Source organism: Brevundimonas sp. GW821-FHT12C05, from assembly GCF_058807475.1.
On the sequence record NZ_JBXAQS010000001.1, the window covers coordinates 1,250,119 to 1,265,850 of the forward strand.

The 15,732-nt window shown below is 68.8% G+C and carries 15 protein-coding genes and 1 tRNA gene; 14 read left to right on the top strand and 2 right to left on the bottom strand.

Annotated features, from left to right (window positions below; all coding sequences use genetic code 11):
• Positions 1 to 12: 12 nt before the first annotated feature.
• Both AC1RRF_RS05840 and AC1RRF_RS05845 read right to left on the bottom strand, forming a co-directional pair.
• A tRNA-Leu gene (locus tag AC1RRF_RS05840) sits at positions 13 to 97 on the bottom strand.
• A gap of 92 nt (positions 98 to 189) precedes the next feature.
• Complete coding sequence (locus tag AC1RRF_RS05845) at positions 190 to 1,764, bottom strand: amino acid permease (RefSeq protein ID WP_492833516.1); 1,575 nt, start codon at positions 1,762 to 1,764, stop codon at positions 190 to 192.
• A gap of 187 nt (positions 1,765 to 1,951) precedes the next feature.
• Here AC1RRF_RS05845 and hrpB point away from each other — a divergent pair, with 187 nt between their 5' ends.
• From hrpB to AC1RRF_RS05915, 14 genes are all read left to right on the top strand, one after another.
• Positions 1,952 to 4,387 (top strand): ATP-dependent helicase HrpB, encoded by a 2,436-nt coding sequence (gene hrpB, locus AC1RRF_RS05850; RefSeq protein ID WP_492833517.1) that lies wholly within the window; start codon positions 1,952 to 1,954, stop codon positions 4,385 to 4,387.
• 196 nt (positions 4,388 to 4,583) lie between these two features.
• Positions 4,584 to 5,267: a hypothetical protein gene (locus tag AC1RRF_RS05855; RefSeq protein WP_492833518.1), complete on the top strand. Its 684-nt coding sequence runs from the start codon at positions 4,584 to 4,586 to the stop codon at positions 5,265 to 5,267.
• Between the two features lie 138 nt (positions 5,268 to 5,405).
• Entirely contained in the window at positions 5,406 to 6,065 is a 660-nt protein-coding gene (locus tag AC1RRF_RS05860) for a dioxygenase family protein (protein ID WP_492833519.1), read from the top strand.
• Positions 6,066 to 6,255: 190 nt separating this feature from the next.
• The gene (rpsB, locus tag AC1RRF_RS05865; RefSeq protein ID WP_492833520.1) at positions 6,256 to 7,164 is read left to right on the top strand and encodes a 30S ribosomal protein S2; all 909 of its coding nucleotides are present in this window, start codon (positions 6,256 to 6,258) and stop codon (positions 7,162 to 7,164) included.
• A gap of 101 nt (positions 7,165 to 7,265) precedes the next feature.
• Complete coding sequence (tsf, locus tag AC1RRF_RS05870; RefSeq protein ID WP_291840888.1) at positions 7,266 to 8,207, top strand: translation elongation factor Ts; 942 nt, start codon at positions 7,266 to 7,268, stop codon at positions 8,205 to 8,207.
• Between the two features lie 145 nt (positions 8,208 to 8,352).
• Positions 8,353 to 9,003, top strand: a complete 651-nt coding sequence (locus AC1RRF_RS05875; RefSeq protein WP_492833521.1) for a hypothetical protein — start codon at positions 8,353 to 8,355, stop codon at positions 9,001 to 9,003.
• A gap of 66 nt (positions 9,004 to 9,069) precedes the next feature.
• The gene (locus AC1RRF_RS05880; RefSeq protein ID WP_492833522.1) at positions 9,070 to 9,474 is read left to right on the top strand and encodes a hypothetical protein; all 405 of its coding nucleotides are present in this window, start codon (positions 9,070 to 9,072) and stop codon (positions 9,472 to 9,474) included.
• 81 nt (positions 9,475 to 9,555) lie between these two features.
• Positions 9,556 to 11,172 carry a M20/M25/M40 family metallo-hydrolase gene (locus AC1RRF_RS05885; protein WP_492833523.1) on the top strand — a complete coding sequence of 539 codons (1,617 nt, stop codon included), beginning with the start codon at positions 9,556 to 9,558 and terminating at the stop codon, positions 11,170 to 11,172.
• A 92-nt stretch (positions 11,173 to 11,264) separates the two neighbouring features.
• Positions 11,265 to 11,690, top strand: coding sequence for a methylmalonyl-CoA epimerase (gene mce / locus AC1RRF_RS05890; RefSeq protein ID WP_492833524.1), 426 nt, complete (start codon positions 11,265 to 11,267; stop codon positions 11,688 to 11,690).
• Complete coding sequence (locus AC1RRF_RS05895) at positions 11,690 to 11,950, top strand: DUF1467 family protein (RefSeq protein ID WP_492313146.1); 261 nt, start codon at positions 11,690 to 11,692, stop codon at positions 11,948 to 11,950. Before mce ends, AC1RRF_RS05895 begins: the two co-directional genes overlap by 1 nt.
• A gap of 6 nt (positions 11,951 to 11,956) precedes the next feature.
• Positions 11,957 to 12,295, top strand: a complete 339-nt coding sequence (locus tag AC1RRF_RS05900) for a DUF3088 family protein (protein WP_492833525.1) — start codon at positions 11,957 to 11,959, stop codon at positions 12,293 to 12,295.
• 94 nt (positions 12,296 to 12,389) lie between these two features.
• Positions 12,390 to 13,706 carry a proline--tRNA ligase gene (gene proS, locus AC1RRF_RS05905; RefSeq protein ID WP_492833526.1) on the top strand — a complete coding sequence of 439 codons (1,317 nt, stop codon included), beginning with the start codon at positions 12,390 to 12,392 and terminating at the stop codon, positions 13,704 to 13,706.
• The gene (locus AC1RRF_RS05910; RefSeq protein ID WP_492833527.1) at positions 13,703 to 15,007 is read left to right on the top strand and encodes a lipoprotein-releasing ABC transporter permease subunit; all 1,305 of its coding nucleotides are present in this window, start codon (positions 13,703 to 13,705) and stop codon (positions 15,005 to 15,007) included. Before proS ends, AC1RRF_RS05910 begins: the two co-directional genes overlap by 4 nt.
• A complete protein-coding gene (locus AC1RRF_RS05915) occupies positions 15,000 to 15,710 on the top strand; it encodes an ABC transporter ATP-binding protein (protein WP_492833528.1) in 711 nt (236 codons plus the stop codon). The genes AC1RRF_RS05910 and AC1RRF_RS05915 overlap by 8 nt, the downstream gene beginning before the upstream one ends.
• The last annotated feature ends 22 nt before the right edge of the window (positions 15,711 to 15,732 follow it).

A 15,732-nucleotide genomic window follows, 5' to 3' on the forward strand; every position in this document is an offset into this window, starting at 1 on the left:
CCAAAAAAGGAATGGTGCGGATGAGAGGACTCGAACCTCCACGCCTCACGGCGCCAGAACCTAAATCTGGTGCGTCTACCAGTTCCGCCACATCCGCATAGGTAGGCTGAAGCCTCTAGGCGAGACCGCCGCAAAGGAAAAGGCCCGGGATCGCTCCCGGGCCTTCGTCTTGTCGTTTTCAGCCGGCGATCAGGTCGTGCCTGGCGGCGGCGGAATGTCCGCGTCCTGCTCGTGGACCTCGGTATGGCCCTTGCGCATGTGGCTCTTGCGGATGCCGTACAGGAAGTAGATCACCAGGCCGATGCCGCCCCAGATCGGCAGCACCATCTTGGCGTCGTGCGGCAGGTTCCAGAACAGGAAGGCGCAGCCGGCGGCCGAGATCGGAGCGATGATCCACACCAGCGGCGTCTTGAACGGACGGTGACGGTTCGGCTCCTTCACGCGCAGGATCAGCACCGCCAGAGACACCATGAAGAAGGCGAACAGGGTGCCCGAGTTCGAGATGTCCGCCAGCTGGCCGACCGGGAACAGGGCGCCGGCGATGGCGACCGCGATACCGGTGAACAGGGTGACGATGTAGGGCGTCTTCCACTTCGGGTGAACCTTGGCGAAGCTCTCTGGCAGCAGGCCGTCGCGGGCCATCACGAAGAAGATGCGGGTCTGGCCGTAGATCATCATCAGGATGACCGAGGGCAGGGCCAGCATGGCGGCGATGCCCAGGGCGTTGCCGACCGCCGGGAAGTTGATCTCGCGCAGGACGTGGGCCAGGGCCTCGTTCGAGCAGACCAGCTGGTTGGCGTTCTCGGCCAGGGCGCAGGCGGCGGTAAAGGCGGGCGAACCCGGCTGGACGGCGTGGCCGTCAGCGCCGAGCACCGGTTGCGCGCCGATGGCGCCGACCGCGCCGGCCGCGACCAGCAGGTAGAAGATGGTGCAGATGGCCAGCGAGCCGATCAGGCCGATGGGCACGTTGCGTTGCGGGTTCTTGGTCTCTTCGGCGGCGGTCGAGACCGCGTCGAAGCCGACGTAGGCGAAGAAGATCGACGCCGCGGCGCCGACGATGCCCATGCCCGTCGTGCCTTCCGGCCCGAACCAGCCGTTCGGCGCGAAGGGCTGGAAATTGCCGGACTTGATGACCGGCAGGGTCAGCACGATGAAGGCGGTCAGGGCGGCGACCTTGATCGCCACCAGGATGGCGTTGACGCGGGCGCTTTCCGTCGTGCCGATCATGAGCAGCAGGGTCACGGCCAGGGCGACGATGATCGCCGGCACGTTGATGATGCCCGCCGAGAAGTCGGGCGACGGGATGAAGCCGTTCAGCGTCCAGACCGGCCCGGCCTGCAATTTGTCAGGCCAGTCGAAGTGGAGCGCGTTCTCGATCAGCCCCAGCACATAGCCGGACCACCCGACCGACACGGCGGATGCGGCCACCGCGTATTCCAGGATCAGCGCCCAACCGACCGTCCAGGCCAGAAGTTCGCCCATAACGGCATAGGTATAGGTGTAGGCCGAGCCCGAAACCGGAGCCATCGCGGCCAGTTCCGAATAGCAGAGCGCGGCGACGGCGCAGACGGCGCCGGCGATGATGAAGCTGTACATCATGCCCGGGCCGGCCTTTTGCGAGGCGGCCGCGGTGAGTACGAAGATCCCGGTGCCGATGATCGCGCCGACCCCCAACAGGGTCAGTTGAACCGGGCCGAGCGACCGATGAAGCGACTTCTTCTCGGCCGTGGCCAGAATCGCGTCGAGCGATTTAACGCGCCACATAAGATTACCCCTCCGACTTATTTAGCAGCCCTCTCGCTGCTTTGGCGCGGACGCTAGCGGGGTGAAGGGCCAGTGGCAACGCGGTTTCCGAAGCGTGAACCTGTCGCGACGCTTTGATGACCCACCCCATTGCCGCTAGACCGCAGCTTTCTTGGCGCGGTCCTCGCGCATTGCGCTACTGAGCCGCATGACGACGCTCCCCATCCATGCCGTTCTCGAACCGCTGAAGGCCGCGCTGGCGCGGAGCAACGTCGCCGTGCTGGCCGCCCCGCCGGGCGCCGGCAAGACGACCGTCGTGCCTCTGGCCCTGCTGGATCAGCCCTGGCTGGACGAGCGGCGGGTGCTGGTGCTGGAGCCGCGACGCCTCGCCGCACGCGCCGCAGCCGACCGCATGGCGTCTTCGCTGGGCGAACAGGCGGGCGGAATCGTCGGCTATCGCACCCGTCTGCAAAGCCGGATCGGCCCGAAGACCCGGATCGAGGTGATCACCGAGGGCGTCTTCACCCGCATGATTCTGGACGACCCGGCGCTGGACGGCGTCGGCGCGGTGCTGTTCGACGAATTCCACGAACGCAGCCTGGACGCCGATCTCGGCCTGGCGTTGGCGCGAGAGGCGCAGGGTCTGCTGCGCGATGACCTGCGGCTGCTGGTCATGTCGGCGACGCTGGACATCGCCGGAGTGTCCCGCCTCCTGGACGGTGCAACGGTGATCGAGGCCGAGGGCCGGATGTTCCCGGTCGAGACCCGCTATCTGGGTCGCAACGCCGCCGAACGGTTCGAGGACGCCGTCGCCCGCGCCGTGCGGCAGGCGCTCGCCGACGAGACCGGCTCCATCCTCGTCTTCCTGCCGGGGCAGGGCGAGATCCACCGCGTCGCCCGGGCCCTAGGCGACCGCCTGCCCGCCAATGCCGATGTCGTCCCCCTGTACGGCGCCCTGGACAAGGGCGAGCAGGACCGAGCCATCGAGCCCGCCGCTCCCGGACGCCGCAAGATCGTGCTGGCCACCTCGGTCGCCGAGACCAGCCTGACCATCGAGGGCGTGCGCGTGGTCATCGACGGCGGCCTGTCCCGCGTGCCCCGATTCGAACCGTCCAGCGGCCTGACCCGGCTGGCGACCGTGAAGGTCAGCCGCTCCTCCGCCGAACAGCGCCGGGGCCGCGCGGGCCGGGTCGAGCCGGGCGTCTGCTACCGCCTGTGGGACGAGGAACAGACGCGGGGACTGGTGGCGCACCAGCGGCCTGAAATCCTCGAGGCCGACCTGACCGCCTTCGCGCTGGATCTGGCCCGCTGGGGCGCGCGCTCGCCGGACGGGCTGGCCCTGCTGGACCCGCCGCCCGCCGGCGCTTTCGCCGAGGCGCGCAAGGTGCTTCAGCGGCTGGACGCGCTCGACGCCGACGGCGGTCTGACCGACCACGGACGCCGCCTGACCCGAATCCCCCTGTCGCCCCGGCTGGCGCACATGGTCGCCGTGGCGAGTGATGAGGGCGACGCCGATCTGGGCGCGCGCATCGCCGCCGTGCTCAGCGAACCGGGCCTAGGCGGCAATGGCGTCGATCTGTCCGAGCGGCTGAAAGGGCTGGAGCGCGACCGCTCGCCCCGCGCCCGCGACGCCATGAAACTGACCGAGCGCTGGGCCAGGGCGGCGGGAGGAGGCCAGAATCGAAAGGGCGGTGGCGACGCCGATCCCGGCGCCCTGCTGGCCGAGGCCTTCCCCGAACGGGTGGCCAAGGCGCGGGGCAAGCCGGGCGAGTTCCTGTTGGCCTCGGGCCGCGGCGCCTTCCTGGAGCCCACCGACGTCATGGCCCGCGAGCCCTGGCTGGCGGTGGCCGAACTCGGAGGCGGAGACGCCCGCGACCGCATCCGCCTGGCCGCCCCGGTCGATCCCGCCGCGCTGGAACATCGTCTCGAGGTCGAGGACCGGCTGACCCGCGAACCCTCCGGCCGGATGGTGCTGAAGCGCATCCGTCGGATCGGGGCCATCGTGGTCGATGAGAAGCTGATGGGCGCGCCCGACCGCAAGGCCGTCACCGCCGCCCTGAAGACCGAGGCCGAGGCCGACGGGCTCAAGACGATCCGCTGGGGCGAGCGCGCCTCGGCCCTGCGCGCCCGTCTCGCCTTCTTGCGCACCTTCGACGACGGCTGGCCCGACGTGTCGGACGAAGGGCTGCATGCGCAGCGGGAGACCTGGCTCTGGCCTCTTTTGGAGAGCGTCCAGTCGCTGGCGGCCATCCCGGACGGCGCCCTGGCCGACGGCCTGCGCACCCTGATCCCCTGGGACCGGCAGCGCGCGTTGAACGAGCTCGCGCCCGAGCGGCTGGAGACGCCTCTGGGCTCGGCGTCCATCGACTACGCCGCCGAGGGCGGTCCGCGCGTCGACATCCGGGTGCAGGAACTGTTCGGGGTGAAGACCCATCCGACCGTCGGTCGCGGCGCGCCCCTGACCCTGGCCCTGCTGTCGCCCGCCCGCCGCCCGATCCAGATGACCAAGGACCTGCCGGGCTTCTGGACCGGATCGTGGAAGGATGTGCGCGCCGACATGCGCGGCCGCTATCCGCGCCACCCCTGGCCGGAAGACCCGTCCGCCGCCGCGCCGACCAATCGGGTCAAGCCGCGCGGGACGTGACGGCGGCCCGGAAGTGCTGCAGGGTGGCCGAAAGGGGCCCCTTATGAAATCGAGTCTTGCGACAATCGCCTGCCTGCTCCTTGCGGCCTGCGGGCAATCGACCGATGCGCCCGACGCTCCGCGCGCGCCGGCGCCATCGTCCGCCCCTCAGGCTCCCGCCTCGCCGACAGCGCCGCAAGTCTTGGCGGGCGCGGTCGTGCCCGTCGGCGATGACAACCCCCTCGGCATTCCGCCCGCCGTCTATCCGCCCCTGCCGTCCCGCTTCAGTGATCCGGCCGCCTTGGCGCCGGAGGGTTGGCGGATCGAACATCGCGCCGCGGGCGACCTGAACGGCGACGGCGTCGCGGACGTAGTCCTCGTCCTGAAGCAGCACATCCCGGCGAACCTGGTTCGGCACGACGGCTTCGGACAGGACCCGTTGGATTCCAATCCCCGCCTCCTGATCGTGGCCCTGGCCCGGGACGGCGGTTATGATCTGGTGGTGCGGAACCACACCTTCATCCCGCGGCGGCTCGAACCGGTGCTGGAAGACGTGCTGGAAAGCCCCCCCGAGATCCAGAACGGGACGCTGTCGATCCCGCTGCATTTCTTCCCGACCGCAGGCGGTTGGACCATGTGGAATTCAGTCTCGCGCTTCCGCTGGCGCGACGGCGCCCTGCGTCTGATCGGACACGACTACCACGAGGTGAGCCGCAACACCGGCGCCACCCTGGACCGCAGCGTCAACTTCCTGACGCGGCGCGTCAGCACGGTCAGGTCGACGATCGACGTGGACAAGGATCCGCCGGCCGTTTGGTCCACCCTGCCGGCGGGCCCGCTCCTGACCATCGATCAGGTCGGAAATGGCCTCGAATACTCTCCCGTCGAGGATGACGGCTAGGCCGAGGAACCGGCCCAGGCGGCCTTTCAGCATCCGTCCAACCGGGGCGAGCCGCGTGGGACCTGATGCGGCGAAACGCCGTTTTCCCGGATCGCGGTTCGGGCGTATCGTCGCCGCCGGAGCGGTGGAGATAGAACCATGGACAGACGCGCGTTCGGTCTCAGCCTGTTCGGCGGCGCGCTCGCCGTCTGCGCCTGCGGAAGCCGGTCCGCCGATGCCCGGACGGAGCGGCCGCAAGCCGGAGAGACGCAGGCTCGTCCCAACCTCTACGCCTGCGAAGGGTGCGAGGCCGTCGCTGAACGCGAGCCGTCCGGCCTGCCGTCAAGCCTTCGGTTGGCCGGCCCGGACGAACCCGGCGAACGGATGCGGCTGACCGGCCGGGTCCTGGCCGTCGATGGAGTCACCCCCGTCGAAGGCGTGGTCATCTACGCCCACCACACCAACGCCGCCGGCCTCTATGCCAATGGGACGCAGGAGACGACCTGGAGCCGACGGCACGGCCGCCTGCGCGGCTGGGTGCGGTCCGACGCCCAGGGACAGTACGCCTTCGACACCATCAAGCCCGCGCCCTATCCGGACATGACCATGCCCGCCCATGTGCACCTGTTCCTGCAGGAGCCTGGGCGCCGGCCCTATTACATCGACGACGTGGTCTTCGACGGCGAGTTCGGCGTCGACGCCGCCTATCGCGCCCGACAGGAGGGGCGGGGCGGATCGGGGATCGTCCGGCTGGGCCGGACGCCGGACGGAACCTGGACCGCCGTCCGCGACATCCGGCTGGAACGCCATCCCGGCTAAGATCAGAACAGCGGGGACGAAAGCGGCGCCCAGGCTTGCTATTTCAGGCCGTTCCGCCTAGAAGCCGCGCGCACTTCGCACGTGGGCGTGGCGCAGCCGGGGGAGACATCCCCGACCGCTCCATTCCGAGGGTCCGTCCGGATCTTTAAAGCGCCCACGCAACGTCTATCGGAAAAAGGAACACCCGATCATGGCTCTGCCTGAATTCTCCATGCGTTCGCTGCTCGAAGCCGGCGCTCACTTCGGTCACCAGACGCACCGCTGGAACCCGAAGATGGACCGCTACATCTTCGGCGCCCGCTCGAACATCCACATCATCGACCTGTCGCAGACCATGCCGCTGCTGCACCAGGCGCTGGTCGAAATCCGCAACGTCGCCGCCAAGGGCGGTCGCGTCCTGTTCGTCGGCACCAAGCGCCAGGCGTCGGACCCGGTGGCCGAAGCCGCCAAGCGTTGCGCCCAGTACTACATGAACAACCGTTGGCTCGGCGGCACGCTGACTAACTGGAAGACCGTTTCGGGTTCGATCGCCCGTCTGCGCGAGCTGGACTCCCTGCTGGAATCCGGCGGCGAAGGCCGCGTCAAGCGCGAGCTGCTGAGCCTGCAGCGCGAGCGTGACAAGCTGGACGCCTCGCTGGGCGGCATCAAGGACATGGGCGGCATCCCCGACATCATGTTCGTGATCGACACCAACAAGGAAGCGATCGCGATCCAGGAAGCCCGCAAGCTGAACATCCCGATCGTCGCCATCCTGGACACCAACTCGGATCCGGACGGCATCACCTATCCGGTCCCGGGCAACGACGACGCCGCCCGCGCCATCCAGACCTACTGCGACCTGGTCGCCGACGCCGTCCTGGACGGCCTGGCCGCCGGCCAGTCGGCCTCGGGCGTGGACCTGGGCGCCGCCGTGAACCCGGAAGAGCCGATGCTGCGCGAGGCCTCGGCCCCGGTCGCCGCTGAGGCCGCCCCGGCCGGCACGGAAGCCGTCGCCGCCGAGCTGGAAGCCGCCGCCGAACCGGCCGTCGCTGACGAAGCCGCCCAGGAAGCGACGACCGAAGCGCTCGACGCCGTCGAAACCGACAAGGCCGCGGTCTGAGGATCGCACCGGCCTTCGTATGAAGGCCGTACGTCTAACTGACATACGGCCGGGGTAACTCCCGGCCGTTACCGCATTCGAATACCCCAAGGAGCTATACAATGGCCGAGATCACCGCCGCCCTCGTCATGGAACTGCGCGCCAAGTCCGGCGTCGGCATGATGGACTGCAAGAAGGCGCTCCAGGAAACCGACGGCGACATCAACGCCGCGATCGACTGGCTGCGCGCCAAGGGCCTGTCCAAGGCCGCCAAGAAGGCCGACCGCGTCGCCGCCGAGGGCCTGGTGGCCGTCGCGTCGAAGGAAGACGGCAAGGGCGAAATCGGCGCCGCGATCGAGTTCAACTCGGAAACGGACTTCGTCGCCCGCAACGAGCTGTTCCAGAACGCCGCCAAGGCCTTCGCCCTGAAGGGCCTGGAGCACCACAGCGTCGAGGCCCTGCACGGCGCCGAGCTGGAAAACGGCAACACCGTCGAGGCCGAGGTCACCAACATGATCGCGACCATCGGCGAGAACATGCAGCTGCGTCGCGCCGCTCGCCTGTCGGTCGATGAAGGCGTCGTCGCCTCCTACGTCCACAACGCCGTGGCTCCGAACCTGGGCCGCATCGGCGTGCTGGTCGCCCTGCACGGCGGCGGCGACAAGGCCGCCCTGCGCGAACTGGGCCGCAAGATCGCCATGCACGTAGCCGCGACCGCCCCGCTGTCGCTGAACACCGACGATCTGGACCCGGCCGCGATCGAGAAGGAACGTCAGGTCCTGACCGAGAAGGCCAAGGAAGAAGGCCGTCCGGAAGCCATGATCGCCAAGATCGTGGAAGGCCAGATCAACAAGTTCCAGAAGGACGTGGTGCTGACCAAGCAGCCGTTCGTCATGAACCCCGACGTGACCATCGAGCAGCTGGTCGCCGACGCGGGCAAGGAACTGGGCGCCCCCGGCCTGCACCTGGCCGGCTTCGTCCGCCTGGCGCTGGGTGAAGGCGTCGAGAAGGTCGAAGGCCCGGACTTCGCGGCCGAAGTCGCCTCGATGATGGGCGGTAACTAAGCCGATCCATTCCACCTTCGGGTGGAGTTGATACAGTTGAGGGGTCGGCGGCTTCGGTCGCCGGCCCTTTTTCTTTGCGGCGCCGTCCCGGGGATCCATGCGTTTCGTCCCGGCGCGCGTCCGCGTGCGGGCTGGAGAGGGACGGATGCGCGGGATCGACTTCAGTTCGTGGGAGAGCATTCTGGCCACGCTCGGGGGCCTGGTCCTGGTCGCCCTCATCGGCGTCGGCATCCGACTGCTGATGATGATGACGCTCCAGCAGCGTCGCGAGCGGATGAATCGCCAGATCAACGAGCGTCTGAAAACCCTGATCGCCGCCTACAAGGTGCTGGGCGGGTCCTTCACCGGCGACCTGGCCGTCGATCCCACTCATCTGCGTGACCTTCGCCGGCAGGGCGCGGAGGGCGATACGACCGGCTCCGACCGGGCCCGCCGCATTCGCGACTCCGTCGAGGCGGCCCTGTCCGACATCATTCTGCTGGGAACCGAGGAGCACGTCCGCCTCGCCCGGCTCGCGGCGCTCGAACTGGTGGAGGGCCGTCCGGTCCAGACCCATGATCTGGTCGTATCGCTGCGAGACTTCATCCGGCATGCCCTGGACCTCGAGCCCGTGCCCGCGGGCCTCGACTTTCCCCGGCAGGGTCCGACGCGCCCGGCAGGCGCGGGCGGCGGCAAGGGCGACCGAGGCGGCGGTGCGGGCGGCGGCGGAATGGGCGGCGGCATGGGCGGCGGTGGAATGGGCGGGGGCGGGATGGGCGCCGGCGCCGCCGATCCGGACTCTTCAGACCCTCGCTGACGATGCGCCCTTGGGTCGGCGCCGTCTTTTCCCTATGTCGGCGCAAGACGCGCGGGACATGACGACATGAGTGACGACCAGATCGATTTCGGCGAGGACGGCGGCGGCTATGACGCCGACGACTGGACGCGCCTTGTCGCCTTCACGGGCCGGGTCGCGACCCTGGATGACGTGCAGGCCAAGAAGGCTGTGTTCGCCCTGGGCGACACCGAGGACCCGCGCATCATCGACATGGACCTGCCCCAACCGCTGATCTGGTGGGAGGCCGACGGCGAACAGGCGGCGGTCGCCGTCCAGGCCGAAAGCCACATCGGACCCGACGGCGACGAGATGGACGTTCTGGGCCTGATCCTGCCCGACGGCGGCGCCGCGGTGGCCCTGCTGGAGGACTGCGATCTCGTCGACGACACCGATCCGGTCTGGCGCCGGCTGGTCGCCGAGGCGGTCGATGAGGACGATGCGACGGACTGACACGCGAGCGACGTTCTTCCTTTGCACTACGGTCGCGCTTGGGGTCCTATCGCCGCCGTTCAGTGATTCAGGGGAGTTTCCATGCGTCTTGCCGCCTTGTTGTCCGCCACCGCCCTGGCGTTGACGGCCGTTCCGCTCGCCACGCCCGCCGCCGCCCAGGCGCCGGATCTGGTCGCCATCAACGGCGTCATCGACCAGGGGCTGAACCACAGCCAGGTCATGCAGACCGCCGCCTACCTGACCGACCGCATCGGCGGGCGGATGACCAATTCGCCGCAGATGCGCCAGGCCGAGACCTGGACCGCCCAACAGTTCCGCGACTGGGGCCTGACCAATGTCCGCGCCGATCCGTTCGACTTCGGCCGCGGCTGGTCGGTCGTCCGTTCCAGCGCCCGCATGACCGCGCCGCGTCCGCTCGACCTGCGCGCCATTCCGATCGCCTGGACGCCCGGCACCAACGGCGTGATCAGCGGCGACGTGGTCGTCGCGCCCATGAGCACCCCGGCCGACTTCGCCAAATGGCGCGGCAAGCTGGCGGGCAAGATCGTGCTGGTCTCGCGCCCCACCGCCGGGTCCGAGCCGACCGATCCGGCCTTCCGCCGCCTGACGGACGAGGATCTGGAGAACGCCGACACCTACAACATCCCCAACATCGCGGCGCCGTCGATCGAGAGCCTGCGCGGCCCCGATTTCGCCCGTCAGCTGGACGCCTTCCTGCAGGAAGAGGGCGCGCTGGCCTGGGTGCGCATGTCCGCCCGTGACGGCGGCCTGCTGCACGGCAACGGCTCGGGCTTCCGCATGGACGACCAGCGCAAGACGCCGGGCATGGAGCTGGCGGCCGAAGACTATCGCCGCCTGGCCCGCCTGGCTCTGACGGAGGACGCCAAGCCGCGTCTCGAACTGATGAGCGAGGTCCGCTTCCATGAGGAAGACACCAACGCCTACAACATCCTGGCCGACATTCCCGGCACGGGCCGTTCGGGCGAGTATGTGATGGCCGGCGCCCACCTGGACAGCTGGGCCGCCTCGGACGGCGCCGTCGACAACGCCGCCGGCAGCGCCGTGGTCATGGAGGCCGCGCGCATTCTGCGGGCCATGAACGTCCGTCCCAAGCGCACCATCCGCTTCGCCCTGTGGAGCGGGGAAGAGCAGGGGCTGTGGGGCTCGCTGGCCTATGTCGACAAATACGTCGCCACCCGCGCCCCGCTGGGCGACGCCCAGCTGGACGCCCTGCCCAACAACCGCACCTGGCGTCAGCGCTGGCCGATCCAGCCGCGCGCCGGCCACGGCGATCTGGTCGCCTACTTCAACCTGGACAACGGCTCGGGCAAGATCCGCGGCATCAACGCCGAGGGCAATGTCGCCGCCGCCCCGATCTTCCAGGAGTGGCTGCGCCCGTTCAACGCCATGGGCGCCACCACGGTGTCGATGCGCACCTCGGGCTCGACCGACCACGTCTACATGCAGACCGTCGGCGTCCCGGGCTTCCAGTTCATCCAGGATCCGCTCGACTACGGCGCGCGCCTGCACCACACCTCGATCGACAGCTATGACCACATGCGGGCCGAAGACCTGCGTCAGGCCGCCGTCATCCTGGCGACCTTCCTGCTGAACGCCGCCAACAGCGACGCGCCGCTGCCGCGCATGCCGGTCCCGACGCGGCCCACGCCGACGGACCCGTTCCCGCTGCAGCAATAGGATCGGACGGAGACCGAGAAGGAGGGCGTCGCGGCGAAGGCTGCGACGCCCTTTCTCTTTGAGCAGGCGCAGACACCCGCTAAAGCAGCCCGATGATCGGTAGACTGAACCACGTCGGCGTCGCCACGCCCTCCATCGAGGCCAGCGTCGCCCTGTATCGCGACCTGCTCGGCGCCACGAAGGCCCACGAGCCGTTCGACCTGCCCGCCCAGGGCGTCCGCGTCTGTTTCGTGGATCTGCCCAACAGCCAGATCGAGCTGATCGAGCCGCTGGGCGACGACAGCCCCATTCACGGCTTTCTGGCCAAAAATCCCAAGGGCGGCCAGCACCACGTCTGTTTCGAGGTCGAGGACATCCTCGCCGCCCGCGACGCCCTCCGGGCCAAGGGCGCGACCATCCTCGGCACGGGCGAGCCGCGCATCGGCGCCCACGGCACCCCGATCATCTTCGTCCATCCCAAGGACATGGGCGGCGTGCTGGTCGAACTGATGGAAACCTCGAAGGACGGAGCCCACTGATGCCTATCGGACCCTTCACCATCGTCGCCATCTACTTCGTCTGCTGGTGGACCGTGCTGTTCGCCGTCTTGCCGATCGGCATGAACCAGCAGGCCCAGGAGAAGCCGACCGACGGCAGCCAGTGGGGGGCGCCCGCCAATCCGCACCTGAAGAAGAAATTCATCACCACCACCTGGGTGGCGGCCATCGTCTGGCTGGTCATCCTGCTGCTGGTCTTCATCGGCTGGATGCCCCTGCCGAACCTCGCCCCGCCGGTCTAGGGCGCGATGACCGACCGCCTCTACCTGCTGAACCCCGGCTGGCATGACGACGCCGGGGGGCCCTGGTACTGCCCGGCGGGCGCAATCGTCGAGGGCGTGCTGTCCTTCTATCCGGCCCTGCGCGAGCAGCTCCTGGTGACCTACCTCGATCATCCGCGCCCGCGACCGGCCGTGATCGCCGAGGTCGGGGAGGATCACCAATCCTGCCCGCTGCTGGTGCTGGACGAGACCTTCGATTGGCCAGACGCGTCCACCAGCGCCGCCACCGGCCGCCGCTTCCTGCAGGACGAGGCCATCATCCCGTATCTGGCGGCGCGCTACGGCATCGGCCTGCCGCATCCTTGAGGCTGGATGACACGTTAGGCGCGGACCGCCTAGCTTTCGCCCCTCTGACCCGGCTAAAGCTCCTGTCCCACGCTCGTCTTGCCGGATTCTCTCCATGCGCCTGTCGCGCTACTTCCTGCCCACGCTGAAAGAGGCGCCTTCGGACGCCCAGATCGTCTCCCACCAGCTGATGCTGCGCGCCGGCCTGATCAAGCAGGAAGCGGCGGGCATCTACGCCTGGCTGCCGCTGGGCCTGCGGGTGCTGCGCAAGATCGAGCAGATCGTGCGCGAGGAGCAGGAGCGGGCAGGGGCCGTCGAACTGCTGATGCCGACGCTCCAGCTGGCCGACCTGTGGCGCGAGTCGGGCCGCTACGACGCCTACGGCCCGGAGATGCTGCGCATCACCGACCGGCACGAGCGCGAACTGCTGTACGGACCGACCAACGAGGAGATGGTCACCGACATCTTCCGCAGCTTCGTGAAGAGCTACAAGGCGCTGCCGCTGAACCTCTTCCACATCCAGTGGAAGTTCCGCGATGAGCGCCGTCCGCGCTTCGGCGTGATGCGCGGGCGCGAATTCCTGATGAAGGACGCCTATTCCTTCGATCTGGACGAAGCCTCGGCCCGCATCGCCTACAAGCGCATGTTCGCCGCCTATCTGAACACCTTCGCCCGCATGGGCCTGAAGGCCGTTCCCATGCGCGCCGACACCGGCCCCATCGGCGGCGACCTGAGCCATGAGTTCATCGTCCTGGCCGAGACGGGCGAGAGCGAGGTCTTCTGCGACCGCAAACTGGTCGAGATGGAAGCGCCGGGCCACAACCTCAGCGTCGAACAGCTGGAAGGCGTCTTCGACGCGCGCACGGCCCTCTACGCCGCGACCGAGGAAATGCACGACGCCGCCGCCTTCGAGGCCCAGACCGCCGAGGGCGACCGCCTGTCGGCGCGCGGCATCGAGGTCGGCCACATCTTCTACTTCGGCACCAAATATTCGGGCCCGATGAAGGCCAAGGTCGCCGGGCCCGACGGCCAGGACACCGAGGTCCACATGGGCAGCTACGGCGTCGGCGTTTCGCGCCTGCTGGGCGCCATCATCGAGGCCAGCCACGACGCGGGCGGCATCATCTGGCCGGACGCGGTCGCCCCGTTCGACGTGGTGGTCATCAACCTGCGCGCCAGCGACGAGGGGGTCTCGGTCGCCTGCGAGGAGGCCGTCACCCGACTTGAGAGCGCCGGCAAGGAGGTGCTCTACGACGACACCGACGAGCGTCCGGGCGGCAAGTTCGCCACCGCTGACCTGATCGGCGTGCCGTGGCAGCTGACCATCGGGCCCAAGGGTCTGGCCGACGGCGTGGTCGAGTTGAAGCGCCGCGCCACGGGCGAGAAACTGACCCTGCCGCTGGATGAAGCGATCTCGAGGCTCCTGGGATGACGAACGCCGCGCCGGCCGTGAAGCCGACGAAGCCCGCCGGTCCCTTCTCCGCCTGGGAGATCGGGCTGGCGCTGCGCTACCTGCGGGCCAAGCGCAAGGAGGGCGGCATCGCCCTGATCGCGATCATCTCCTACGTGGCCATCTCCCTGGCGGTCCTGGCCCTGATCGTGGTCATGAGCATCATGGCCGGTTTCCGCGCCGAGCTGCTGGACCGGATGCTGTCGTTCAACGGCCATATGTACGTCACCGGCGACATCTTGCAGTCGCCCGACCGCGACGCCGCGGTGGCCCGGCTCAAGGCCACCCCGGGCGTCACCTACGTCACCCCGATGACCAACGACCAGAGCATCGTCCGCGCCAGCGGGGCGACCACGGGCGCCATCGTCCGCGGCATCTCCCGCGCCGATCTGGCGTCGATGGAATACGTCAACTCCAGCCTTGACGACCGCGCCAAGCGGACCTTCGGCGTCGGCGCCTACGGCGGCGACAATGTCCTGATCGGCAAGGCCCTGGCCGAGGGGCTGGGCCTGCGGATCGGCGACCCCATCACCCTCTATTCCCCGACCGGCGCCTCGAGCGCATTCGGCAGCCTGGGCGGGCTGGAGAAGACCTATCGCGTCGGCGGCGTGTTCAGCTCGGGCACCGCCGACTTCGACCAGGCCTTCATCTTCATGCCGCTGGAACAGGCTCAGATCTTCTACGGCAAGGAAGGCCGCTGGGACGTCATTGAGCTCAAGATCGACCAGCCCGACCGGGTCGAGACCCTGCGCATGCCGGTGCAGCGCGCGGCCGGCCCCCGCGCCATGGTCACCGACTGGCGCGACCGCTTGGCCGCCTTTTGGGGCGCGCTGAAGGTCGAGCGGGTGGCCATGAGCATCATCCTGGGCCTCGTCGTCGCCATCGCCGCGCTGAACATCATCTCCGGCATCGTCATGCTGGTGAAGAACAAGACGCGCGACATCGCCATCCTGCGCACCGTGGGCGCCAGCCAGTCGTCCATGCTGCGGATCTTCTTCGTCGCCGGCGCCATGATCGGCGTGGCGGGCACCCTGACCGGCCTGCTGCTGGGCCTGCTGTTCTGCCTGAACATCGGCGCCATCCAGCATTTCCTGGAATGGGTGTTCCAGACCCAGTTGTTCAACGCCGACGTCTACATGCTGGACGCCGTGCCCGCCCTGGTCGATCCGGTCGACGTCTTCTGGGTCACCGTCTGGTCCTTCTTTATGAGCTGCGTGGCGGGTCTGATCCCGTCCTGGCAGGCCGCCAAGCTCGATCCGGTCGAGGCGCTTCGCTATGAGTAAGGCCGCAGCCCCCGTCCTTTCGGTGCGCGGCCTGACCCGCACGTATGACACCGCCACCGGCGGCCTGACCGTCCTGCGCGGCGTGGATCTGGACATCATGCCGGGCGAGATCGTCGGCCTGATCGGCCCGTCGGGCTCGGGCAAGTCCAGCCTGCTGCACGCCGCCGGTCTGCTGGAGCACCCGACCGAGGGCGAGGTCCGCATCGACGGAGAGGCCGTCGCCGACCTCAACGACCATGCCCGCACCCGTATCCGGCTGGAGCGGATCGGCTTCGTCTATCAGTTCCACCACCTGCTGCCTGAGTTCGACGCCCGCGACAATGTCGCCCTGCCGCTGCGCATCGCCGGGCACAAGCTGCCCGTCGCCCGCGCCCGAGCCGAAGAACTGCTGGTCGCCCTGGGCCTGTCCGAGCGCCTGACCCATCAGCCGTCCCAGCTGTCAGGCGGCGAGCGCCAGCGCGTCGCCGTGGCCCGCGCCCTGGCCAACCGTCCGCGTCTGCTGCTGGCCGACGAACCGACCGGCAACCTCGATCCCGCCACCAGCCAGACGGTGTTCGAGGCCCTGCACGACGTCGTCAAACAGACGGGCGTCGCCGCCCTGATCGCCACCCACAATATGGAGCTGGCCGGCCACATGGACCGCGTCTTCGCCATCAAGGACGGGCACCTGGAAGAGCGCCCGGCGGAGAGCCACGAGTACTGAGACTTCGCAGCCGTGCTAGGCT